Source organism: Leptospira sanjuanensis (assembly GCF_022267325.1).
Classification (GTDB): domain Bacteria; phylum Spirochaetota; class Leptospiria; order Leptospirales; family Leptospiraceae; genus Leptospira; species Leptospira sanjuanensis.
In genome coordinates, this window is the sequence record NZ_JAIZBG010000002.1 from 291,907 (window position 1) to 312,957 (window position 21,051).

Here is a 21,051-nt window from a genome sequence, read left to right on the forward strand (position 1 = left end):
AAGAAAATCTCCCGAAAATCGATGAACCCAAATTGAATCGATTCTCTCCGAAGGAAAGAAAATTCTCCGCGGATTCATTCTGATTCTTAGATCGAATTCAAAACGGTTTCAGCCGATCGATTGCAAAAAAACAAACACTAGCGGCGAAAAAACGGACTCTCAGAAATGAAAGTGAATTACGCGTTGGCGTTTGTGCAAGCGAGTGCGGATCGAATCCCGTCCATCGCAGCGGAAACGATTCCACCCGCGTATCCCGCACCTTCTCCGCAAGGAAACAAACCTTGGATGCGGATATGCTGTAAGGAAATCGGATCTCTTGGAATACAAACGGGAGAAGAAGTTCTCGTTTCCGGAGCGTGAACCACCGCATCGTTCGTAAGATATCCTTTCATCGAACGGTCGAATTCTTGAAATCCTTTCCGAAGCGATTGATAAACGAAGTCGGGAAGAACTTCCTGCAACGCCACGGAAGTGATTCCGGGAGTGTAAGAAGTTTTCGGAAGGTCGGCGGAAATTTTTCCATCCACAAAGTCGGCGAGTTTTTGTGCGGGCGCTTTTTGAGTGCGACCGCCCGCAATCCATGCCTTGTGCTCGATCGATTTTTGAAATTCCATCGCCGCTAAAGGACCGTGTTTTGCGAACGGTTTGAAATCCTCTGGTTTCAGTTCGACAACGATTCCCGAGTTTGCGGTCGGTCTCGCTCGTTTGGAGGAAGACCAACCGTTCGTGACGATTTCTTCCTGTTTCGTAGCGCAAGCGGCAATGACTCCGCCGGGACACATGCAAAAAGAATAAACTCCTCTTCCGTTGATTTGTTTTACGATGCTGTAGGGCGAAGGCGGAAGATACGGACTGCGAACGTCGCAGTTGTATTGAATCGAATCGATGAGCGATTGTCGGTGTTCGACTCGGACTCCGACCGCGATCGGTTTCAGCTCGAGTTCGATTCCTTTTTGATAAAGAAGTTCGAATACGTCCCGAGCGGAATGGCCCGTGGCAAGTATTATGTTTTTTGCATGGAACTTATCTCCGTCCTTCGTAACCACGCCTTGAACGGAATTTCCGTTTAATAAGAAATCGGTGACCCGTTTTTCGAAATGAACTTCTCCGCCCATTTCCACGATCTTCTCACGGATTTTCCGGACGATCTTGGGAAGTTTGTTCGTTCCGATATGAGGATGAGCTTCGACGAGAATGTCCTTGCTCGCACCGAAGCCGACGAGCAACTCGAGAATCTGACGAACGTTCCCTCTTTTTTTGGATCTCGTATAAAGTTTGCCGTCCGAATACGTTCCGGCTCCGCCTTCTCCGAAACAATAATTGGAATCTTCGTTTACGTTATGATGAATATTTACTTCTTTTAAATCAAAAGGACGTTTGGAAACGTCCTTACCTCTTTCTAAAAGGACGGGTTTGAACCCGGAAAGAATCAACTGAAGAGCGGCGAAAAGACCGGCAGGACCCGCTCCGATCACGATCACTTCCTGCGCGTTCGATACGTTCGGAAATTCGGGAAGCGGAATCGGAGATTCCACAAAATCTTCCCGGATAAAAACGAGAAGTTTCAGATTGAAGTAAACGGTTCTTTGTCTCGCGTCGATCGAACGTTGAACGACCTCTATATGACGGATCTCTTGTGCGTTAATCTTCAGCGTTTTAGAAACGAAAGCCGTGAGGGCTTCGTTTTCTCCCGCGACTTCCGGAAGAACGCGAAGCTGAAGTTCTTGGATCATAAATAGACTAGTTTTGGAGAATGCGCTTCAAAACAATCGTATTTTCTCAATCGATAGGCAGCTTCGGCAGGAAAAACAAAATCAAACAAGCCAAAGAATGCAAGCCCGCGACAAATAGACTCAAGGAAATTAAACCGAAGTGCAAAAAAGGTGCGACCAACGCCGTTCCGCCGGCAGTCACGGTGATGATGGAAAGAAGAATCAAGGAAGATCCCCTGTTGTCGTCGCCATTCGCAGCGATTACTCCTTTCAAAAACCCGGTCGGCCCGCGAAGACCCAAACCCAAATTCATTAAGGGAAAAATTGCGAGAATCCAATTCGGATCGTTATTTCCAAAAATTGAATATACAATCAACAGAATAGAGGCGACCCAAGATAGAACCGTTCCGAATAGGAGAAGATTCTCCGATTTGATTTTTTTAGTAAGAGAAGAGGAAGAAACGGCTCCGGAAATGAAAAAAGCGACTCCGATGGTCTGCATCAACGCGAACTTGGAAATATCGGAGTTCATCGTTTTGACGATCACCACCGGTGCGCCGAATACGAACACGAGAAGCCCGCCCAAATTCAACGCCTGACTCAAAGAATATCTCTGAAACGTTCCAGAACGAAGCAGGTTCAGATAAGAACCCTGTTTTCCGTTAGTCGAAACGATCGAAGAACCGTCGATTTGAGAAATCAAAAATACGAACGCCAAAGCGGCGGAAAGAAACGCGGTAACGAAAAAAGAATACTTCCAAGTACCAAAACTCAAAAGCCAAACGCCTATGATCGGAGCGAATGCAGGCACCAAGGACTCGACGCTTCCAAGAATGCCGAGCGCTTTGGTGGCCCCCTTTTCGTCGAACAGATTCTTTACGATACCGGGCGCTAAAACCGCGGGTGCGGAAGAAGCCATTCCCTGCAAAAAGCGAAGAACGATCAAAGTATCGAGATTTTGAGAGAGGGAACAAGATAGAGAGGCAAGCGCGTATAACGTAAGAGAAATAAAAAGAAGGTTGGATGTGCTGATATTGGAAGAGACGCTTCCGAAGACGATCATACCGAGCGCAGTTCCAGCGATAAAAGAAGCGATGACGAACTGAGAGCGTGTCTGATCCCCGCCTAAAATGTCCGGTAAGGAGGGAATGCTTGGGAGAACCAAATCGATGCCCGAAAGTCCCAAAACGGAACCGAGTCCGAGGAGCACACAAATCAAAAGCGGATTTCTATTTTTACCGGCGTTCATTCTAATTCTACTACTTCCATCTTTCTATGAAATCAAATCCAAAGATTAAAATCTAATCTCAGAAAGCAAGGATTAAGAATGACACGCGGCTTTCGCAAACTTCGAATTTATAAAAACGAGCAACTTATGAAAATTCAAAATTAAAACAAAAGGAAGAACGTTAGGAAATTATGAATTTCGAAACCGTTTTGTCCTTCAGATCCTTCGTATTTCGATTGTTGTTATCGATGGCGATCGGCCACAATTACTTCCCCTCGTTCCGGAAACGATCCTTTTGCCATGAGGGCAGAAGAAGAAAAATCACACCTGAAAGTAATCCAAGTAGATGAGACTCAACTCGGGGAAAGACTTGAGCGAACTTGTAAGAGGATCAGTGGAAGAAACACTGAACGCTCTGTTAGACGCAGAAGCAGACAAACTCTGCCAAGCCACCAAGTATGAAAGGAATCCGGATCAAGTAGATACACGAGCGGGTTCGTATAATAGAAACTTCGAAACAAAAGCTGGAAAAGTAAAGTTAAAAGTTCCGAAACTTAGAACAATTCCGTTCGAATCGGCGATCATCGAAAGATAAAAACGCAGGGAGAGTTCCGTAGAAGAAGCTCTCATGGAGATGTATCTTGCGGGGGTTTCGGTTCGAAGAGTCGAGGACATCACCGAAAGTCTTTGGGAATAAGGGTCTCACCTTCAACGATCAGCAAACTCAATCAAAAAGTTTTTGTTCAAATCGACGAATGGAGAATCCGTCCTCTCGAAGATGAATATCCTTACGTTTACTTGGACGGGTTGTATCTTAAAAAATCCTGGGGTGAAGAAGTTCGTAACGTAGCGATTCTTGTAGCCATAGGAGTCAATTCAGAGGGCTATAGAGAGGTTCTGGGCCATGGAAGTAGCCAGAGAAGATAAGGAAAGTTGGCATGCTTTTCTAAAACATCTAATGGATCGAGGTCTTAAGGGAGTAAACTTAGTGATCTCTGATAAGTGTTTCGGTTTAGCTGAATCGATTCCTTATTTCTTTCCTGAATCCAAATGGCAGAGATGTATCGTTCATTTCTACAGGAATGTATTTGGGAAAGCTCCGAGGGAATCCTTTAAAGTCATTTCTCAAATGTTTAAGGCGATTCATTCTCAAGAGAACAAAGAAGAAGCTTTAAAGAAAACCAACTTTGTGGTGGAGAGATTGATCGAAATGAAATTGAAGGAAGCTTCCAAGATTCTCTTCGATGGAATCAAAGAGACGCTGGCTTACATGGACTTTCCGTCTGAACATTGGAGAAAAATTCGTACAAACAATCCTTTAGAAAGGATCATTAAAGAGATCAAGAGAAGGACAAAGGTTGTCGGAGCTTTCCCGGATGGGAAGTCGGCTTTCATGTTGGCGACTGCCCGTCTTTGGCATGTCGCTTTTACTAAATGGGGAACTAAAAATTTCAAAGTTCACGGCTTGACATACTTGAGAGCCTTATCTGAAATTCTAATTGTGCGAAACTTTTAAGACACTATCGACGCGGTTGGCACGAGGTTCGAGGCGTCTTAGCGAACCTCGTGCAAGCCGAGTGACAAACTAAGACCGTAGTGAGTGCGAACGTGAACCCCGAATGGCAAACGAAGCGAGGAGACGAAGTGCCTGCTATTATTTCGAATTAAAAATCTTTTCAGGGCTTAAGACTTTTAATATTTTCTTATCCAAAGTCCAAAGTTTTAAATTTCTTTTCATTGCTTCATTGATTATTACAGAATCAATTAGTCCAACGCCTTTATCTTTTAGCTTCTGATCGTATGAAAGCTTTCCTGCTTCAAGAAAGCTATTTTCCGCAGTCAAAGTATTCAAATTTTCCCAATACTCCAATATAAATGAAACTTCTGATTTACTTTTACAGCCTTGGAGAAGTTCTCCAAAGATAACTTCATGCACAATTATTTCAGAAGATTCTATTAAATCTCTTAATTCACTAAAATATGGTTCATTTCTTTTGAAAAACTCGATCCAGATCGAAGTATCAACTAATATCATTATCTATCTCGATTTAGATTTCGTATATTTTCGCTACTAAATCCTTTCTGGAAAGCTAATGGTGATTTATCTAATTTCTGATTTAGTTTCTTAATTTTTGCCTGTTTTAACCATTCAGAAAGTGCCTTCTGCAACGAATCTGTTATATTCTTTCCGCCGGAGTATTTCTGAACTTCCGTTATTAAATCATCGGGTAAAATAGCTGTGACTTTCATACGATTCATGATACGATGTATTTTCGTATTTTGCCAGCCTTTTTTATCATTCTCTCTAATTTCTTTATCTCTCAAAACTTAATTCTAAAATCCAGTTTTGCAGGCATTTCGCATAACGAAAGAGTCTCCTCGACGTTTGCGGTTCTGAAGCGCGCTAAACGCGCGAAAGAATTGGCACAAGGCTTAAGCGAACCTTAGTGAGCGTCTTGCAAGCCGAAGTCACAAAGCAATGTGCGAAGCCGTAGTGAGTCCGAGCGGGGACCGTGAGTGACGAACGAAGCGAGGAGGCGAAGTTAGACGAAGTGCCCTTAATTGCAATAGTTAGAACGATCTTACACTCCTTAATACAAACAAGGAGAAAAAGATGACAACAGCACAAAAGATAATCAAGAACAAGATGGGTCTCTTGAAGTTAGCAGAGACTCTGGGAAACGTATCCAAAGCTTGTAACGTGATGGGTTATTCACGCGATAGCTTCTATCGTTTTCAAGAGTTATACGAGAAGGTAGGAGAACTCGCACTCCAGGATCTGAGTAGACGCAAACCGAATCCTAAAAATCGTATCGAGCCAGAAAAAGAAGAAGCGGTAAAGAAGATGGCGATCGACTTTCCTGCCTATGGACAGCAGAGAGCATCCAATGAATTGAAAAAGCAAGTGATCATAGTTGCTCCTGCGACTGTTCGAAGTGTGTGGGCTCGTCACGATTTGGAAACTTTTCAAAAAAGACTGAAGGCTTTAGAGGCTGCAATGGCTCAAGGCAATTCCCCCGTATTAACCGAATCACAAGTCCAGGCATTAGAAAGGAGGAAATTAGAAAAACAAGTTGAAGGTGAAATAGAAACAGAACATCCCGGATACTTGGGATGCCAAGATACGTATTACGTGGGCACAATCAAGGGTGTAGGAAGGATTTACCAGCAGACCTTTATCGACTCTCTAAAGTAGCGATGGTAAAACTTTACGACAGAAAGAACACATTAGTCGCCTCTGATATGTTAAACGACAAAGTGCCCCCTGGTTTGAGGAAGAAGGCGTTCGCTTGTTGAGGATTCTAACTGATAGAGGAACCGAGTATTGTGGAAATAGGGAACATCATGAATTCCAATTATTCCTTGCTGTGGAAAATATAGACCATTCGAAAACAAAAGCAAGACATCCTCAATCGAACGGCATTTGTGAAAGATTTCATAGAACCATTCAAGATGAATTCTATGCAGTTGCTTTCAGAAAGAAGGTATACAATTCGATTGAGGATTTGCAAAAGGATTTGGATCAGTGGATCGAGTCGTATAACTATGAACGAACACATCAAGGCAAGTATTGTTTTGGCAAAACTCCGATTCAAACTTTCCTTGACGCAAAAGAATTAGCTAAGAAAAAGTATCTCGACAACTTACAGTTTCCGTTATAAAAAGAACTAAGTGTAAGATCTTATTTTGGCTATTACACATTAAACTAGAGATTAAGCTCTCGCCTTACTTTTCGAAATTGAACTGTTCTTAATCTTATAATCTTTTATCAGTATCTCAGTAGGTATTCCTAAATTTTGATTAATTTTTCTGATCATTTCTAAAGTTAATTTTCTTTTTTTGTTTAGAATTTCCGTCGCCCTACTTCGACCACCAATCCAATTTCCCAAATCTACATTCTTTAGATTCTTCTCTTCCATTACCGATTTAATTGCTTCAATTGGATCTGGATTTTCAATCGGATAACGCTTATTTTCATAAGCGTCAACAAGCGTTATTAAAATATCTAATTTGTCATATTCAGGAGTATTTTTTTTTGAGTCCCAAAGTTTATCAATTTCTTTAAGAGCAAACTCATGGTCTTTCACAGATTTTACTGGTTTAATTTCCATTTAAATATCCTCGGCATTAATTTTATCATATTGTTCATGTGTTCCAATAAAGCGAATGAAGACAGTTTGTAGATTATAATGTATCTTTACAATTAGCCTATATTTATTTCCATGAATGTTAAAAACGACTCTACTATTTCTTAAAATACTTGCGTTTCGATACTTTTCTTTAATTACGCTTGGAGAAGCCCAAATTGATTTAGAAGCTTCTTTAAACCACACTTCAATTGGTATTTTTGAATCTAAATATTTTGGATTTTCATAAAAATCTCTTAAAATTTTTCGTGAGATTATCCGCACATCGTCATTTTTTCATGTTACCATTTTGGGAACAACATTTTTCACATCATTTTGAATAAATTCCAAAGTATTATCTTGTCCGGAATTGGAGAAAATTTAGCCCAAAACTTTCGTCTAACGAAAGAGTCTCCTCGACGTTGCGTCTCCGAGCGCTTACGCGCGAAGGAGTTGGCACGAGGTTCGAGTGAGCCTTAGCGAACGTCTCGCGAACCGAAGTGACAAAGCAATGTGCCGGAGGCCGGAGTGAGGGTTGCATTAGCAATCCCGAACGAAGCGAGGAGACGAAGTTATACGCCGTTTTGAATTTTTACACGCTGATAAGCTCTTTGTAACTTTTGATTTCTTTTAATTCACCAGAAATCTTTTCTCTTTCTTCACGAATCTCGTATTCGTCTTGGATACCCATCCAAAACTCAACGGAATTACCAAAAAACTTAGAAAATCGTAACGCTGTATCCGCAGATATTCCTCTTTTGCCATGAATGATTTCACTAATTCTTGTTGGATTTAATTTGGTTTCTTTGGCTAAGCGGTAAGCAGTTACATTCATTGGTAAAAGAAATTCCTCGTAAAGAATTTCACCAGGATGCACATTCGGTATTTTTTTCATAATCGCTCCTAATGATAATCAACAATTTCGACATCGTAAGCGTTACCATCTTTCCATTTAAAGCAAATACGCCACTGGTCATTTATACGAATACTATGTTGACCTGCCATATTACCGGAAAGCTTTTCCAAATGATTAGCAGGTGGAATCTTCAAGTCTTCTATTTGCTTTGACCTAGCAATCATTACCAATTTTCGATATGCAAGCGATTGAATTTGAGTTGGTAGTTTTTTAGAAAACTCTTGATTCCAGATTTTCTCAGTTTCCTTTGATTTAAAGGAGTTAATCACGATATATATTCCTGAATAACAGTAATACTGTCAAGCAGGAATATCGCATTTCTATAACTCAAAAACTGCTTTTATTAACTTTTGTGAGATCGTCGCTTTACTAGAGAATTTCTCAAAATGGCGTATAACGACGTAGGTTTCTCGACGTTTGCGGTTCTGAAGCGTGCCTAAGCACGCGAAAGAATTGGCACGAGGTTCGAGCGACCTTAGTCGCGTCCCGCGAACCGAAGTGACAAAGCAATGTGTCGAAGACCGTAGTGAGGGTCGCATCAGCGATCCCGAACGAAGCGAGGAGACGAAGTTAGACGATGCGATCGCAGGCTACTTGTAACTATCCTTTCGTTGATCAATATCAACGAAGATGACTAATAATTCATTATCTTCTATTAGATAAAATAATCGATATTTTCCAATTCGATATCTATAGAGGCCATCGAAATCACCTTTAAGTTTTTTTATATTAGGTCCAAAGAATGGATTCTTTTTTAAAATCGGATAAACGTAGTCGGTCAGCTTCTTTTGAAGTTGAGAAAATTGACGATCTTTTAACTTACTTTGAAATAACTCTGTCTCTGCTATTTTATATTCAACGGACAACTTTATATTTTCCCTGGGCTGCTTCCTTAATACCTTTCTTTAAAGATGAAACAAGTTGTTTATCAGAGAGAATTTCATCCATTTCTTCATCTGAAGCATAGAATTCGTTCGTTAAATATTGAATTGTTGCGTTTTCAACGAAATTAGAAATTGTCCTCCGCTCTCCTTCTGCAGCTTTTTTGAAAATATCATAAATTGGATCATCAATTCTTAGAGTAATCGTCTTTGACATATTTGAATACCTTCATTTTTATTCAAAATATATCATTATAATTCTTTTGTCAAACCACTTTTGAAACCAAAAAGCGTTCTATAATCTATTTTCTTTTCAAAGCTACCTTTTACTGTAAAGTTTAGCGATCGTGTCGCCTAACGAAAGAGTCTCCTCGACGTTGCGTCCCTGAAGCGCATTTGCGCGAAGGGTTGGCACGAGGTTCGAGCGAGCCTTAGCGAGCGTCCCGCGAACCGAAGTGACAAAGCAATGTGGCTTTAGCCCGGAGTGAGGGTTGCATTAGCAATCCCGAAGGAAGCGAGGAGACGAAGTTAGTTGCAGTAGTGGCTTTAGCTACCTACCCTATCTTTTAAGCTCTTCCTCTACTTTATCTGAAAGCAAAAGTTTTATTAAAGATTGATACGGAATGTCTTTCTTGTTCGCCATAACTTTCAATCTATCAATTAGTGCTTCAGGCAATCTAAGTGAAATCATTTTTGTTGTAGGCTTTAAATTCGGAAAAGATACTTTTTTTGCCTTCGAATAATCGATATAGTCAGTAGAATCATTCTTTGACCAAAAATCAATTTCTGCACTCTCTGTTTTTAAAGACGGTATTTTTTTACGAGTTTTCATAGACTTTTCTTTCCCGAAGTGTCATTTCACGAACTGAGATAGGACGGATCTTATCTTTACGAATCGTTATTACTGCGAACAACTTTCTCCCTGAATTCGTAATCCCTAAAACGATATATCGATCTTCTTTTCCTGAATGGTAATCATCCGGTATTACAAGTAAAGGATCGTTAAAAAAGATTTCTTCTATTTCACCTGGCTTTACTTTGTGCTTTTTCCAGTTCTTTTCAATATTACCGAAATCTCAGTCAAAACCTGTAATTTGGCTTAAATCCGGTAATTCCATTTGTATATTCCTAAAATATACGAAAGAAAGTGAGTTTCAAGCAAAATTAATCACATACTCTCCGTTTTTCTTCCAATTCCTTTTATAGAGATTTTAAAATCAAACGCTGCTTTCAAATTTATTTTTGCCACTATTGCAACTAACGACGTAGGTTTCTCGACGTTTGCGGTTCTGAAGCGCGCTAAACGCGCGAAAGAATTGGCACGAGGTTTGAGTGAGCCTTAGCGAACGGTCACAAGCCGAGCGACAAAGCAAATGTGCCGAAGGCCAAGCGAGGGTTGCGGAGCGATCCCGAACGAAGCGAGGAGACGAAGTTAGGCGCTGGGTCGCGTTTATACTTTTAATAAGTTTTGTAAAAACTTTCCTTTTAATGTTTTATAAATAGAAAAGTCTGAATCAATACTAATAATCCGTTCAATCCCTTCTCTTTCCGCTATACACATTAAAGATGCATCGGCTAAATCCATAGGCAAGTCAGAATATTTTTTCATACGATTTTTTATATATCGAAGATCTTCCAAGCTTATATCTAAGACTTTTATGCTTCCTCTTTCAATCCATTCTAAGAAATCAGATTGGGCTTCTATTGAAAAAGAAAGTAAATAAACGGCCTCAGTAACGACTGGCCACGATGAAAATAACGAACCTTTATAAGATTTAATAAATTTGTATGTTGATTTGTGAAATTTATCGTTAGAATTGAATAAAGCAACAATTGGACCAGAATCAATTAGAGCTACGTTTTGCATTCTTATCTTTAATTGATTGATGAAGATATTTTTTTCGATTTTGAGCTAAATCTGAAATGCCAGAAGAATGCTTTCCAAACAAATCTTCTCCTAACTCGAATGGAGTTTTTATACGTCCATGATTTTTAATATACTCTAAAATGGAATCTTTAACTATTTCTGAACGACTTTTACCTTCAGATTTGGCAAAAGAATCCAATTTTCTTTCTAAATCAGGTGGCAAACGTAAGCTTATCATTTTTCATATGTATTACGAATATGTATGACGGTCAAGGAACTTATTTGATCGAAAAGGCTTTTATTTCAAGCCAATTCGCGACCTTGCGCCTAACGACGTAGGCTTGCCGACGTTGCGGCCGCAAGCGCATTAACGCAACGCGGTTGGCACGAGGTTCGAGGCGCCTTAGCGCCGGCTCGCGAACCGAAGTGTCAAAGCAATGTGCGGAGCCGGAGTGAGTCCGAACGGGAACCCGTGAGTGACGAACGGAGCGGCAAGCCGAAGTTAGACGAAGTGCCCTTATTAATCTAAACCGGTAACCAGTTTAAGCCCTACTTCAACTTCATCTAATTTATTTAATTTGAGTTTTCCTGCTTTGTTAAGAAATCTTTCTTTGTCTAAAGTCACAATTTGAGAAACATTTACGACTGAGTCTTTTGATAAATCTGAATCTTTCTTGCTAATTAGAACGTTACCTGGTGCTTCCGAAAGATTCAGATTTGATGTAATTGCAATTGAAACTATTGTATTAATATTACTTTGATTAAAAGAATCATCTTGAATTATGAGAACAGGACGTTTAAATCCAGGTTCACTTCCAAAAGGAATTCCTAAATCCACCCACCAGATTTCACCACGAATCATTTTTTAAACTCTTGCGAAGCGATTCAATGGATAAATCAGTAATATTATTTTTAGTTTCTTTGGACTTGTTATTGTAAATTTGATTCAATTTCTCAGTTACAGATTCCTTACTATGAGATTGAATAAATTCTTCTAATGCTTTTGCAAACAATTGGCTACGTGGTATTCCAAGTTTCTTGGCTGTTTTCTCAGCAGTCTTAAATAGCTCATCAGGAATTGAAATTGCCGTTTTCATATTCTTGGTATAACTTTGGTCATACCAATGTCAACTTTAAAATAGACTGATTTTTGGTCCAAATTTAGAAAATAAGCCGACGCATTGTCTTTTGGTTTCTTCTTCAATATCAAGCTAAGCTTAGGGCATTTCGTCTAACGAAAGAGTCTCCTCGACGTTGCGTCTCCGAGCGCTTACGCGCGAAGGAGTTGGCACGAGGTTCGAGTGAGCCTTAGCGAACGTCTCGCGAACCGAAGTGACAAAGCAATGTGCCGGAGGCCGGAGTGAGGGTTGCATTAGCAATCCCGAACGAAGCGAGGAGACGAAGTTAAGCGATGGTGGCGTTAATTAAATTAAGGAATTGTGTAATTCCATTTCTTTTTGTAAGATCGTATTAACAATTGTACTAAGATCTTTATTCTTCTTAAGTGCGATTTTCTTATAGTATTCTTCTAATTGCGGATCAAGATATACCGGAAAATGAAGATCCTTTAAATCCCGTGAGTAAACACCACGCTTGCCTTTTGAAAAATCGTATTCTTCTCTCATATATTAGATATCAGCTGAGTAGTATTGAGCTTTTTCTGAATTTGTAGCTGGCCTCGCCGATATGATCCTTATTATTTCTTCATCATTTTGTGATCGATCAACAAAAATTACGACCGCGATAGTAATATTTTCAATTGTCCCAAGTGCAATTTCTCTTACTTCATCAATAGAATGGTCTGGATCAGAAATGTAAATCGTTCTCGGGTCAGCAAAAACTAATGATGCTTCTCCAAATGAAAGACCATGCTTTTGAATATTTATCCTTTCTTTTTCAAGATCCCATTCAAAGCGCACTTTAATAGTATAATCGATATACTAAATATTTGTAAAGTCTTTAATTTTTTCTCTCATTGGCTTTTATCGAAAGATATTTGTATTAAGATTCAAGTTCGCCACTGTCGCTTAACGAAAGAGTCTCCTCGACGTTGCAGCCGCAAGCGCATTAGCGCGACGCGGTTGGCACGAGGTTCGAGCGACCGTAATCGCGTCCCGCGAACCGAAGTGACAAAGCAATGTGGCTTTAGCCCGTAGTGAGGGACGCATTAGCGATCCCGAACGAAGCGAGGAGACGAAGTTAGACGATCGTGCGTGCTTTAATTTAAGCCTTAATCATTTCAGAATTAAGAATATTTAATGTTTTTCCTTTTTTCGTTTTGTAAAAAAGGAAATCACTGTCCAAAGTTAAAATATCTTTAATTCCATATATTTCGGAAAGGCTAACAAGAGAAGCATCCGTAAAATCCATCGGGCGATCTGAATATTTTTCCATATAATAATATATAAATGGAAAATGCTCATTATCTTGATTTAAAATTGTAACCGCTCCGTCTTTAATCCATTCAATGAATGAATTCTGAACTTGCTTATTATCAGATAATAAATATGAAACTTCTGTTACCACGGCAATAGTCGTAAATAATCTTCCTTTGAAATCCTTGAGAAACAATCTGATGCTGTTACAATAAACATCTGATTCATCGAAAAAGGCAACAATAGGTCCAGTATCAATAATTGCTTTTATCATTTGCCTTTTTGCTTTTTCAATATTGCATCTTTAATATACTTTTGATGATTTACCGATTTATCTGAAATCTCACTCTTATATTGACCAAAGTATTTTTTACCCAATTCATAGGCCGATGGCTTTTGCGCAAAATTATCAATGTAATAAACTAAAGACTCTTTAAGAACTTCTGATTTGCTTTTATTTTCAATTTTAGCTACTTCTGACAGTTTCTTTTCTAATTCCGGGGGTAATCGAAGACTAATCATAAAAAACACCTTTTGTATTACGAACGTAATACATTTTCAAATTCGGTCAACGAAATTTTTACACTTTTTCGAATTACAAAAATGAATTTATAAAGACATTTTCATCGCAAAAGTCATTTCGCACGCATGTCGTCTAACGAAAGAGGCTTCTCGACGTTTGCGTTTCTGGAGCGCGCTAAACGCGCGGAAGAATTGGAACGAGGCTTGAGTGAGCCTTAGCGAACGATCACAAGCCGAGTGACAAAGCAAATGTGCCGAAGGCCAAGCGAGGGTTGCAAAGCAATCCCGATGCGCCGCGAGAAGCCGCAGTTAGCCGAAGTAGCGCCTGATCGGGAGCCCACGGACGGGCGACTCGGGGACAAATGCTATATTTTTTATATTTTGTTTGCTAAATTTACAATTGGAAAATTTCGGTTTTTATTCTTTTTTCAGATAATATTCGTGAATTAAGATAAAATTATCTCGAATAGTTTTTATCTGTTCCCCTATAGTATCGAGACCACTCACAGTTTCTTGTGGAAATAACTCTAAAGCTATTGTTTCAGGATTCTTGTTTTTTTCCATTAATGTGTTGTGGATCGAGTCGTATAATTCAAGGTAAAAACAAGTTAAAAGCATTGTTCGGGACCGACTGAGCCGAATTTTATGATTTCTAATCATTACATCGATTAGTTGAATAGTTCTAATGATAGAATTTATAGTTTCTTGAATGTGATTTTTATTTTGTAGGCTTTCCTTTCCCCAAAATGAATTCGCTTCCTTTGCTTTTGTTGCTATAACATTCATCAACAATAACTTAAGCTGAAACTTCGGTCCGATGAAAGCAGCATAGAGTGCCACCAAAAAAGCTAAAATGGAAATTATGATTGGAAGCCAACTCATATTCTTATTAAGACTTTCTATCCATTTTCATATATTTGCATGAACATTGTATTCCAAATTGACTTCCAACATTGCTTAAGTACCAAGCTTTATCTGCACATTGATTTTCTGTATCGGAGGCTTTTGGAGGGAATTGTTTCAACGAACCTTGCACAAAAGATGGTGGCAGATTAGAATTTCCAGTTGCAACGCAAATTGACCAATAGTGTGGCTTCGTATAAAGCTCTTTCTCTTCTTTTTCTTTCGCTATTTTTTCGTTTAATTCCGCTTGCTTATCATCTGCACTTTGAGCAGTTAGAACAGCATTTAAGTTTTCACAATAATACATTTGGCCGGGAAACTTTTTGCCAGCATTGCACGAGTAAGCGTTATTACAAAATACAAGGTTTGCTCCTTTTGCAAAGGATTGATTTTTGACATCATTAAGTAGATCCTCAGTAGTCGGTGACTGTGAAGGAGAATACTCAGCTTCAGGTGCATCTCCGAGGTAGGTACATTTAGAGTAGACTGAACTTGGGTTTTGAACGTTTTCCTGAAGAGATTTTAGAAATGAATCGTAGCTTTTAACTTTATCGCCGACACGCATAAAAATTTGAACATTTCTTGCTTCAGGCCTAAGCTCATAACTTTTGCAATAAAATAGCACTATTGATACTATTATATACAATAGGCAAATTAACATTTTATTTTTCTTCATGTGTTCATTCTCCAAACTTCATATACACAATAATTCTATAATAACTTTTAAATAAGAATTTTTTTTACTCTCGAGCGAGCCAGGACGGCTGGCTTAAATTTTTGCGCTATTTCGGCTAACGACGTAGGTTTCTCGACGTTTGCGTTCCCGAAGCCGCTTGCGCGCGAAGGGATTTAAACTCAACTTGAGTGAGCCTTAGCGAACGTCTTGCAAGTTGAGTTTAAAAGCAAATGTGCCGGAGGCCAAGCAAGGGTCGCATTAGCGATCCCGAACGAAGCGAGGAGCCGCAGTTAGACGACGGTTTTTATCAAGTTGATTGGAATGCTAATCAACCAACATTTCTTTTATAACCAGTTTCAGTTTATGAACCGTTTTAGGATCTATTTTCCCTAACTTTTTTATCAAACGCGTTTTATCCACTGTTCGAATTTGATCTAATACAACCCAACCTTTTTTTCCTTGAAATGTTAATTCAACTCTTGTGGGATAAGATCGAGATTTAGTTGTCATTGGTGCAATAATAATTGTTCCAATAGTTTTGTTCATTTCATTAGGTGAGATTATTACACAGGGTCTTGATTTTTTGATCTCATGTCCAATAGTCGGATCCAAATTTATTAAATATACCTCGTATTGAGAAATCACCATTCCCAATCCTTATTTGATAAATCTATTGAATCAGGAATAAGTAATTTATCATCTTTATTAGATGACATTGTCTTAAACTGTTTTTCCCACCCTTCTCTCGGTTTCGATTTCAGAGGAACAATAATTAGTTTATTATTATCGATTAGTAAATCTACTTCTTCTTCAATATGACATTCTTCTAAAACTGCTTTAGGAATCCGAATACCTTTAGAATTGCCTATTTTTACAACTGAAGCTTTCATAGTAATTACTATGTAATTACATCAAAATTTGTCAACCAAAAAGATATTGTTCTCTTGCCTTGAAGGCATTGGAATTGCGAACAACCGATTTCTATACTAAGTATCTTAGGAACTTTAATTTCAAAAAGATATTTAAAAACTGTCGTCTAACGACGCAGGTTTCTCGACGTTTGCGGTTCTGGAGCGCGCTAAACGCGCGGAAGAATTGGCGCGAGGCTTGAGACGCCGTAGCGTCGTCTCGCAAGCCGAGTGACAAAGCAAATGTGCCGGAGGCCGTAGTGAGGATCGCATGAGCGATTCCGAAGCGCCGCGAGAAATCGCAGTTAGGCGGCGTAATCTCATTTTCTTACTTCTAACCTAATCCTTTCTCAAATCATTAGAAGCTTCCATTTTCTTTTCACCTGTATTGATTATTAAAGCAAAAAACTTATCAGATGAAAGCCCCGCTATTAGTGATAAAAATGCTAAGCTATAAGGATTGAAAAATCCAGGATCAAATGAAGAATTCAAAAACAGTATTGCCTTACCACCAATAATCGCAATATATGCAGCAAATCCTGTTAAGAAGCCGAGAACCGCATTTGATAAGTTAATACTTTGCTGCTTACGAAAACTATGTATAAAAGTGCCTACGATAGCAGATGATATCATTAAAGCAGAAAGCAACGCTTGATATGAGAATGTTTCTATCGGATTTATCGATATTGCTTTAACTTTGATAGTCGCCGATTTCGATTCGAGTAACTTCGATTCTACTTGCATTTTAAACTCTTGAAACCCTTGTTCAGAACTCACTCCAGAATGCTGCTTAGAATATTCATCTAAATAATTCAAAGTGTCTTCTAAGCTTTTAGTAACCTCATAGCTTTTTCTTTCTTCCGCCGTCATAGCCATAATATGCTTAATTGAATAATATGGAGAGCCTGTAATACTTAGGTCTTGAATTGTATTCAACTGCCTTTTACTTACATTCAGCTCTTGCTTAACTTCATACTCAGAAGTAGTAAATTGAGACTCTCGAATCTGTTCCTCTAACAATTTAATTTTCTTTTCCAGAGACTTAATTGCATTGGATCGCGATTCAATTTCTGCAAGAGCGGTAATTGCCGAATAAAATGAAAGAATCAGAAATAAACTTGCTACAGAAACGTTTGCTATTTTTCTAATTATTTCCAAATATCTTAGGTAATTCTTCATATCAAGTCTCGTTTAGAGATTATGCCGCCTAACGAAAGAGTCTCCTCGACGTTGCGTCCCTGAAGCGCATTTGTGCGAAGGGTTGGCACGAGGTTCGAGTGAGCCTTAGCGAACGACTCGCGAACCGAAGTGGCAAAGCAATGTGGCTTTAGCCCGGAGTGAGGGTCGCATTAGCGATCCCGAACGAAGCGAGGAGACGAAGTTATGCGATGTGCCACTTTATTCAGTAACCGTCAAACGCCCAATGGTTTTTGTTTTTATTTCTAAAATCTGATTTTCAGGAAATTCAGTGATAAAAAAATCTTTATCGATTGTGTTATTGATTTTGTTATATTTCTTCAATATACCAGTTTTATTAACAAGATCTATTAAAATATATTCCTTATAAATCGAAAATTCAGCGCGGCCAATTTCTTTACTTTGGCCTATGTTATAAAATAATAATACAAGAAGAATAGGAGAAAGCACTGGACCGAATAAGAATAAAGCTCGAGAAAGATTTATAGATTTATCTATCGTGGTTTTAATTTTTTCAACCTCTTCGAAAATAGAAGCAGAATCATTTTCCATTGCCTCGATTGCTTTCGTAATTTTCTTTTTTTTATTTCGACTTATACTTAAATCAGATGCCTCTAACTTTAATCTATCAGTCCTTGTACGTGCATCATTGGATTTCTCATAAAGTTCTTGTGCTCGCCTATCTAAATCTTCATAAGCGCGTAGATCTTTTCCTACTTTGTACAAAAGGATAGAGATTTGCATTAGTGAAAAGAATTGAGAGACTATCAGATAATAAATGGAGAGGCTAAATTTGTAATATAGAAATACCAAGGCAACGGGGAATATTAAAATAAGAATACTTACTGCCGAAATTTTGTTTTTTATGGCGTTAACTATTTTAAAATCTAATAAATTCAATACTGTTAGAATAAGATAAAAAAACAAAATTATGACAGCCATCAAAATTACAAAAGTAAATGGATATATCAATTCCCGATAATCAATTTGAATAAATTCGGCTGGAATTTTGTAATGATCAAATTTGCCTAGTTTGAAGATGAACGCTAATGTATAAGTAAATCCAGTAAATAATATTACCAAGAATGCTTCAGGAATTCGATTAAACACTTTTAATATACCGAACTAATTAGATATTTTGCCGCGATGAAAACCGATGTGGCATGTCGCATAACGACGTAGGTTTCTCGACGTTGCGTGCCCGAGCGCTTGTGCGCGAAGGGACGATGAGATTCGCTCGTCTTTAAACATCAAAGCGAACCGAAATCGAGCAATGTGGCGAAGCCCGGAGTGAGGGTTGCATTAGCAATCCCGAACGGAGCGAGGAGACGAAGTTATGCGTAGTCGCTTTGATATTAAAACTTTAAATAAAAACAGCAGGAGAAACATTAAATCTTTTAGACAACGCTTTAACTTGTCTTACATTTAATTCCCTTTTACCATTCAAAATTTCAGATACAACGCCTTGACTACCAAGCTCTTTCATATCTTTTTGAGAAAGTCCACGCTCTTCCATTAAAGACTTTAAAATTTCAATCGGATCCGATTCAATCTCTATGAAGTGATCGGATTCATAGGATTCAACAATGTTGCCAATTGTTTCCATCAATGGAGCTAATGAATGCTTTTCGTCGTTGCCTACTTCATCAATTAAATCATCTAATATTTCTACGAGTTTTTTATATTGCTTTTGAGTTCTCGGATATGAAATAACCTCTTTAATCTCAGGCCATACGTTCTTTACTTTTTCTAATTCAGCAATCATTTCATACCTTCCATTTTCCCTTGTCATATTCTGAATGAGTTAGGATTTCTCTAATATATACTTTTTTCCTATTAAAGTGAATAGCTGCAATAAGTCTGAAATTATTACCAGATATGTTAAAAACGAATAAATTTTGTACAATATCTGTTGAAGGAAAAACCTTTCTTAAATCTGAAAAATTACCAAAATCCGTCTTACTTAAGACTTTATACCATAATTCCAGTGAAGATCTTGATTTAGGATATTGTTCAATAAATTCTGTAATTTTTCGCCTACTGATTACATGCACAAATCACAGAATATCTCATATTGAGATATTCTGCAAGATTTATTTCATTCTTCAGAGAATTATTTTAAGCGATCCCGAACGAAGCGAGGAGACGAAGTTATACGCCGTAGGCTTTAATTTTGATTACAACCCTATGACCGCTGAAATTGAATAAACTATTTCTTTTTTATCTTTGTTTTTTGTTAATGTAAAATATTCACCGAATTCATTTTTCGATAAACTTATATCTTTGTTTATGATATTTTTTTCATTAGATTTTTTGAGTATGCTTAAAATTTTTGCAATATTTATGCTATATTCGTTGTGTTTCTTGATTATTGAAAGTGATTTTTGAATTTCCAAATAATAATCTATCTTGTTATTAATGGGAAATTTGAAAGTATATTCAATCCAATAATTTTCACATCCTTTATTCTCAATAATGATGAATTGTTGATTATTGAAAGTAAAGGATTCAGTAAAAATTTGTTTTTGATTTGAAAAAGTAGTTCTAATTTTTATAGGAAAATTAGAACTGAGGGTTGCGACAGGTTCTCCCCTCTGACATTCTTCTGCTAATAAAATGTTTAAATATGAAAGAATTGATAATATGAGAAATATGATATATTTCATGATGTTTTTCTTAAATAATAAAAACGGATAGGACCATCTTTGAAAGATTATTCTAAAATTTTAAGAATCATTAGAATCATAGAGTATTTTTAATGATATAAATTATTGCATTTTTTATGATTTTTTAAAAAAAATATTTTTATAATATTTATTCTGCCTATGGCGTATAACGACGTAGGTTTCTCGACGTTCGCGGTTCTGGAGCGCGCTAAACGCGCGGAAGAATTGGAACAAGGCTTGAGACGCCTTAGCGTCGTCTCGCAAGCCGAGAGACAAAGCGAATGTGCCGAAGGCCGTAGTGAGGGTCGCACTAGCGATCCCGAACGAAGCGAGAAACCGCAGTTAGACGACGTGCGCAAGAATCACCAAAGCGTCTTTAACCCTTGCGATTTATATTTTTTCATTTCCGAATCTTTGCTTATCAATGTAAACTTTCTTAAAATACACTGCCAAATCAACATTCTATCAAACGGATCGCGGTGATACGTCGTTTTTAATTGATCATATGTACTTGCATCGACCGATTCAAGATTAATAATCTCAATATTTGATTTAGAGAGAAATTCAGGAATTTGAGATGGTTTTATTCCTGAAAGATTAAGTTTGCCTAATCTAAATTTCAAAGAAATTTCCCAAAGGGAGACCGTACTAACGCAGATCCGGTTCTCTGAGTTTTCTATTGTTTCTTTAACTTTCTTACTTAACAGATTCGATGAACCGATAGCCCAAAGAATGACGTGAGTATCAAGCAAATAATTCATTCTAACTTAAGAACTCTTCTTCGGAAATCTCAAAATCTCTCGCGAAAGAAATTTGCAGCTTCCCATCCAATAATCCAATTTTTCTTTTCTCTTTCTTTTTACTTTGCATTGGAACAATCATGGCAATAGGTTTCTTTCCCTTACCATATAATATTCCTACATTTTCACCATTTTTAACCGATTCTAAGACTTCAGAAAAATGCGATTTAAGTTCACCGACCGGATATGATTTCATATTTAGAATTTATTCATTCTTGTCTACTTGTCAAATATTAATCCGCTCAGAATTTTAGAATAAAACGTAAAAAAATC

General features: G+C 38.0%; 31 protein-coding genes and 2 pseudogenes. 2 read left to right on the forward strand and 31 right to left on the reverse strand.

Annotation, left to right across the window (positions count from 1 at the left end):
• Positions 1–176: 176 nt before the first annotated feature.
• Together LFX25_RS19345 and LFX25_RS19350 are read right to left on the reverse strand one after the other, a co-directional pair.
• Complete coding sequence (locus tag LFX25_RS19345; RefSeq protein ID WP_238731887.1) at positions 177–1,733, reverse strand: NAD(P)/FAD-dependent oxidoreductase; 1,557 nt, start codon at positions 1,731–1,733, stop codon at positions 177–179.
• 46 nt (positions 1,734–1,779) lie between these two features.
• Positions 1,780–2,961: an MFS transporter gene (locus tag LFX25_RS19350; RefSeq protein ID WP_238731888.1), complete on the reverse strand. Its 1,182-nt coding sequence runs from the start codon at positions 2,959–2,961 to the stop codon at positions 1,780–1,782.
• Between the two features lie 325 nt (positions 2,962–3,286).
• On the opposite strand from LFX25_RS19350, the pseudogene LFX25_RS19355 reads away from it, so the two are divergent.
• Positions 3,287–4,456: pseudogene (locus LFX25_RS19355) on the forward strand (IS256 family transposase).
• Between the two features lie 138 nt (positions 4,457–4,594).
• Here the strand turns inward: LFX25_RS19355 and LFX25_RS19360 are convergent.
• Positions 4,595–4,975, reverse strand: a complete 381-nt coding sequence (locus LFX25_RS19360; protein WP_238731889.1) for a PIN domain-containing protein — start codon at positions 4,973–4,975, stop codon at positions 4,595–4,597.
• Positions 4,975–5,190, reverse strand: coding sequence for a DUF2191 domain-containing protein (locus tag LFX25_RS19365; RefSeq protein ID WP_218740797.1), 216 nt, complete (start codon positions 5,188–5,190; stop codon positions 4,975–4,977). Before LFX25_RS19365 ends, LFX25_RS19360 begins: the two co-directional genes overlap by 1 nt.
• Positions 5,191–5,554: 364 nt before the next feature.
• Here LFX25_RS19365 and LFX25_RS19370 point away from each other — a divergent pair.
• A pseudogene (locus tag LFX25_RS19370) lies at positions 5,555–6,602 on the forward strand (IS481 family transposase).
• Between the two features lie 51 nt (positions 6,603–6,653).
• On the opposite strand, the gene LFX25_RS19375 reads toward LFX25_RS19370, so the two are convergent.
• The 27 genes from LFX25_RS19375 to LFX25_RS19505 form a co-directional block, all read right to left on the reverse strand.
• Positions 6,654–7,052 carry a helix-turn-helix domain-containing protein gene (locus LFX25_RS19375; protein ID WP_238731890.1) on the reverse strand — a complete coding sequence of 133 codons (399 nt, stop codon included), beginning with the start codon at positions 7,050–7,052 and terminating at the stop codon, positions 6,654–6,656.
• The gene (locus tag LFX25_RS20875) at positions 7,053–7,352 is read right to left on the reverse strand and encodes a type II toxin-antitoxin system HigB family toxin (RefSeq protein WP_319937454.1); all 300 of its coding nucleotides are present in this window, start codon (positions 7,350–7,352) and stop codon (positions 7,053–7,055) included.
• A gap of 307 nt (positions 7,353–7,659) precedes the next feature.
• A complete protein-coding gene (locus LFX25_RS19385) occupies positions 7,660–7,962 on the reverse strand; it encodes a HigA family addiction module antitoxin (RefSeq protein WP_238731891.1) in 303 nt (100 codons plus the stop codon).
• Positions 7,963–7,970: 8 nt separating this feature from the next.
• Positions 7,971–8,252, reverse strand: coding sequence for a type II toxin-antitoxin system RelE/ParE family toxin (locus LFX25_RS19390; protein ID WP_238731892.1), 282 nt, complete (start codon positions 8,250–8,252; stop codon positions 7,971–7,973).
• 321 nt (positions 8,253–8,573) lie between these two features.
• Complete coding sequence (locus LFX25_RS19395) at positions 8,574–8,849, reverse strand: type II toxin-antitoxin system RelE family toxin (protein ID WP_238731893.1); 276 nt, start codon at positions 8,847–8,849, stop codon at positions 8,574–8,576.
• Positions 8,839–9,081 (reverse strand): CopG family transcriptional regulator, encoded by a 243-nt coding sequence (locus LFX25_RS19400; protein ID WP_238731894.1) that lies wholly within the window; start codon positions 9,079–9,081, stop codon positions 8,839–8,841. The genes LFX25_RS19395 and LFX25_RS19400 overlap by 11 nt, the downstream gene beginning before the upstream one ends.
• Positions 9,082–9,423: 342 nt before the next feature.
• Positions 9,424–9,696, reverse strand: a complete 273-nt coding sequence (locus LFX25_RS19405; protein WP_135686010.1) for a BrnA antitoxin family protein — start codon at positions 9,694–9,696, stop codon at positions 9,424–9,426.
• On the reverse strand, positions 9,683–9,928 hold the full coding sequence (locus LFX25_RS19410) for a BrnT family toxin (protein ID WP_238732083.1): 246 nt from the start codon (positions 9,926–9,928) through the stop codon (positions 9,683–9,685). Before LFX25_RS19410 ends, LFX25_RS19405 begins: the two co-directional genes overlap by 14 nt.
• A 386-nt stretch (positions 9,929–10,314) precedes the next feature.
• Entirely contained in the window at positions 10,315–10,731 is a 417-nt protein-coding gene (locus LFX25_RS19415; protein ID WP_238731895.1) for a type II toxin-antitoxin system VapC family toxin, read from the reverse strand.
• A complete protein-coding gene (locus LFX25_RS19420; protein ID WP_238731896.1) occupies positions 10,709–10,969 on the reverse strand; it encodes a ribbon-helix-helix protein, CopG family in 261 nt (86 codons plus the stop codon). Before LFX25_RS19420 ends, LFX25_RS19415 begins: the two co-directional genes overlap by 23 nt.
• Before the next feature lie 282 nt (positions 10,970–11,251).
• A complete protein-coding gene (locus LFX25_RS19425; RefSeq protein ID WP_238731897.1) occupies positions 11,252–11,593 on the reverse strand; it encodes a type II toxin-antitoxin system PemK/MazF family toxin in 342 nt (113 codons plus the stop codon).
• Entirely contained in the window at positions 11,580–11,828 is a 249-nt protein-coding gene (locus tag LFX25_RS19430) for a ChpI protein (protein ID WP_238731898.1), read from the reverse strand. The genes LFX25_RS19425 and LFX25_RS19430 overlap by 14 nt, the downstream gene beginning before the upstream one ends.
• A gap of 327 nt (positions 11,829–12,155) precedes the next feature.
• Positions 12,156–12,356, reverse strand: coding sequence for a toxin-antitoxin system, antitoxin component (locus tag LFX25_RS19435; protein ID WP_238731899.1), 201 nt, complete (start codon positions 12,354–12,356; stop codon positions 12,156–12,158).
• Between the two features lie 3 nt (positions 12,357–12,359).
• Positions 12,360–12,650 carry a BrnT family toxin gene (locus tag LFX25_RS19440; protein WP_238731900.1) on the reverse strand — a complete coding sequence of 97 codons (291 nt, stop codon included), beginning with the start codon at positions 12,648–12,650 and terminating at the stop codon, positions 12,360–12,362.
• A 304-nt stretch (positions 12,651–12,954) separates the two neighbouring features.
• Positions 12,955–13,380, reverse strand: a complete 426-nt coding sequence (locus LFX25_RS19445; RefSeq protein WP_238731901.1) for a type II toxin-antitoxin system VapC family toxin — start codon at positions 13,378–13,380, stop codon at positions 12,955–12,957.
• Positions 13,377–13,628 (reverse strand): ribbon-helix-helix domain-containing protein, encoded by a 252-nt coding sequence (locus tag LFX25_RS19450; RefSeq protein ID WP_238731902.1) that lies wholly within the window; start codon positions 13,626–13,628, stop codon positions 13,377–13,379. Before LFX25_RS19450 ends, LFX25_RS19445 begins: the two co-directional genes overlap by 4 nt.
• A 417-nt stretch (positions 13,629–14,045) precedes the next feature.
• Complete coding sequence (locus LFX25_RS19455) at positions 14,046–14,510, reverse strand: hypothetical protein (protein ID WP_238731903.1); 465 nt, start codon at positions 14,508–14,510, stop codon at positions 14,046–14,048.
• 7 nt (positions 14,511–14,517) lie between these two features.
• A complete protein-coding gene (locus tag LFX25_RS19460) occupies positions 14,518–15,207 on the reverse strand; it encodes a hypothetical protein (RefSeq protein WP_238731904.1) in 690 nt (229 codons plus the stop codon).
• Between the two features lie 324 nt (positions 15,208–15,531).
• The gene (locus tag LFX25_RS19465) at positions 15,532–15,855 is read right to left on the reverse strand and encodes a type II toxin-antitoxin system PemK/MazF family toxin (protein ID WP_238731905.1); all 324 of its coding nucleotides are present in this window, start codon (positions 15,853–15,855) and stop codon (positions 15,532–15,534) included.
• Positions 15,849–16,097: an AbrB/MazE/SpoVT family DNA-binding domain-containing protein gene (locus LFX25_RS19470; RefSeq protein ID WP_238731906.1), complete on the reverse strand. Its 249-nt coding sequence runs from the start codon at positions 16,095–16,097 to the stop codon at positions 15,849–15,851. The genes LFX25_RS19465 and LFX25_RS19470 overlap by 7 nt, the downstream gene beginning before the upstream one ends.
• 357 nt (positions 16,098–16,454) lie before the next feature.
• Positions 16,455–17,294, reverse strand: a complete 840-nt coding sequence (locus tag LFX25_RS19475; RefSeq protein WP_238731907.1) for a hypothetical protein — start codon at positions 17,292–17,294, stop codon at positions 16,455–16,457.
• Positions 17,295–17,513: 219 nt separating this feature from the next.
• Positions 17,514–18,422: a hypothetical protein gene (locus tag LFX25_RS19480; RefSeq protein WP_238731908.1), complete on the reverse strand. Its 909-nt coding sequence runs from the start codon at positions 18,420–18,422 to the stop codon at positions 17,514–17,516.
• Positions 18,423–18,675: 253 nt separating this feature from the next.
• Complete coding sequence (locus LFX25_RS19485; protein WP_238731909.1) at positions 18,676–19,077, reverse strand: helix-turn-helix domain-containing protein; 402 nt, start codon at positions 19,075–19,077, stop codon at positions 18,676–18,678.
• Between the two features lies 1 nt (position 19,078).
• On the reverse strand, positions 19,079–19,366 hold the full coding sequence (locus tag LFX25_RS19490; RefSeq protein WP_238731910.1) for a type II toxin-antitoxin system HigB family toxin: 288 nt from the start codon (positions 19,364–19,366) through the stop codon (positions 19,079–19,081).
• A gap of 123 nt (positions 19,367–19,489) precedes the next feature.
• Complete coding sequence (locus LFX25_RS19495) at positions 19,490–19,978, reverse strand: hypothetical protein (RefSeq protein WP_238731911.1); 489 nt, start codon at positions 19,976–19,978, stop codon at positions 19,490–19,492.
• Positions 19,979–20,340: 362 nt separating this feature from the next.
• Positions 20,341–20,739 carry a type II toxin-antitoxin system VapC family toxin gene (locus tag LFX25_RS19500; RefSeq protein ID WP_238731912.1) on the reverse strand — a complete coding sequence of 133 codons (399 nt, stop codon included), beginning with the start codon at positions 20,737–20,739 and terminating at the stop codon, positions 20,341–20,343.
• Between the two features lies 1 nt (position 20,740).
• On the reverse strand, positions 20,741–20,974 hold the full coding sequence (locus LFX25_RS19505) for a type II toxin-antitoxin system Phd/YefM family antitoxin (RefSeq protein WP_238731913.1): 234 nt from the start codon (positions 20,972–20,974) through the stop codon (positions 20,741–20,743).
• Between the last annotated feature and the right edge of the window lie 77 nt (positions 20,975–21,051).

What these genes read in the sequence shown, in the direction of transcription:
- LFX25_RS19455 (WP_238731903.1), bottom strand. Translation starts at nt 14,510, where the DNA reads ATGAGTTGGCTTCCAATCATAATTTCCATTTTAGCTTTTTTGGTGGCA.
- LFX25_RS19450 (WP_238731902.1), bottom strand. Translation starts at nt 13,628, where the DNA reads ATGATTAGTCTTCGATTACCCCCGGAATTAGAAAAGAAACTGTCAGAA.
- LFX25_RS19430 (WP_238731898.1), bottom strand. Translation starts at nt 11,828, where the DNA reads ATGAAAACGGCAATTTCAATTCCTGATGAGCTATTTAAGACTGCTGAG.
- LFX25_RS19405 (WP_135686010.1), bottom strand. Translation starts at nt 9,696, where the DNA reads ATGAAAACTCGTAAAAAAATACCGTCTTTAAAAACAGAGAGTGCAGAA.
- LFX25_RS19420 (WP_238731896.1), bottom strand. Translation starts at nt 10,969, where the DNA reads ATGATAAGCTTACGTTTGCCACCTGATTTAGAAAGAAAATTGGATTCT.
- LFX25_RS19500 (WP_238731912.1), bottom strand. Translation starts at nt 20,739, where the DNA reads ATGAATTATTTGCTTGATACTCACGTCATTCTTTGGGCTATCGGTTCA.
- LFX25_RS19495 (WP_238731911.1), bottom strand. Translation starts at nt 19,978, where the DNA reads ATGAAATATATCATATTTCTCATATTATCAATTCTTTCATATTTAAAC.
- LFX25_RS19375 (WP_238731890.1), bottom strand. Translation starts at nt 7,052, where the DNA reads ATGGAAATTAAACCAGTAAAATCTGTGAAAGACCATGAGTTTGCTCTT.
- LFX25_RS19485 (WP_238731909.1), bottom strand. Translation starts at nt 19,077, where the DNA reads ATGATTGCTGAATTAGAAAAAGTAAAGAACGTATGGCCTGAGATTAAA.
- LFX25_RS19445 (WP_238731901.1), bottom strand. Translation starts at nt 13,380, where the DNA reads ATGATAAAAGCAATTATTGATACTGGACCTATTGTTGCCTTTTTCGAT.
- LFX25_RS19470 (WP_238731906.1), bottom strand. Translation starts at nt 16,097, where the DNA reads ATGAAAGCTTCAGTTGTAAAAATAGGCAATTCTAAAGGTATTCGGATT.
- LFX25_RS19435 (WP_238731899.1), bottom strand. Translation starts at nt 12,356, where the DNA reads ATGAGAGAAGAATACGATTTTTCAAAAGGCAAGCGTGGTGTTTACTCA.
- LFX25_RS19415 (WP_238731895.1), bottom strand. Translation starts at nt 10,731, where the DNA reads ATGCAAAACGTAGCTCTAATTGATTCTGGTCCAATTGTTGCTTTATTC.
- LFX25_RS19465 (WP_238731905.1), bottom strand. Translation starts at nt 15,855, where the DNA reads ATGGTGATTTCTCAATACGAGGTATATTTAATAAATTTGGATCCGACT.
- LFX25_RS19365 (WP_218740797.1), bottom strand. Translation starts at nt 5,190, where the DNA reads ATGAAAGTCACAGCTATTTTACCCGATGATTTAATAACGGAAGTTCAG.
- LFX25_RS19400 (WP_238731894.1), bottom strand. Translation starts at nt 9,081, where the DNA reads ATGTCAAAGACGATTACTCTAAGAATTGATGATCCAATTTATGATATT.
- LFX25_RS19360 (WP_238731889.1), bottom strand. Translation starts at nt 4,975, where the DNA reads ATGATATTAGTTGATACTTCGATCTGGATCGAGTTTTTCAAAAGAAAT.
- LFX25_RS19475 (WP_238731907.1), bottom strand. Translation starts at nt 17,294, where the DNA reads ATGAAGAATTACCTAAGATATTTGGAAATAATTAGAAAAATAGCAAAC.
- LFX25_RS19350 (WP_238731888.1), bottom strand. Translation starts at nt 2,961, where the DNA reads ATGAACGCCGGTAAAAATAGAAATCCGCTTTTGATTTGTGTGCTCCTC.
- LFX25_RS19345 (WP_238731887.1), bottom strand. Translation starts at nt 1,733, where the DNA reads ATGATCCAAGAACTTCAGCTTCGCGTTCTTCCGGAAGTCGCGGGAGAA.
- LFX25_RS19385 (WP_238731891.1), bottom strand. Translation starts at nt 7,962, where the DNA reads ATGAAAAAAATACCGAATGTGCATCCTGGTGAAATTCTTTACGAGGAA.
- LFX25_RS19505 (WP_238731913.1), bottom strand. Translation starts at nt 20,974, where the DNA reads ATGAAATCATATCCGGTCGGTGAACTTAAATCGCATTTTTCTGAAGTC.
- LFX25_RS19460 (WP_238731904.1), bottom strand. Translation starts at nt 15,207, where the DNA reads ATGAAGAAAAATAAAATGTTAATTTGCCTATTGTATATAATAGTATCA.
- LFX25_RS19425 (WP_238731897.1), bottom strand. Translation starts at nt 11,593, where the DNA reads ATGATTCGTGGTGAAATCTGGTGGGTGGATTTAGGAATTCCTTTTGGA.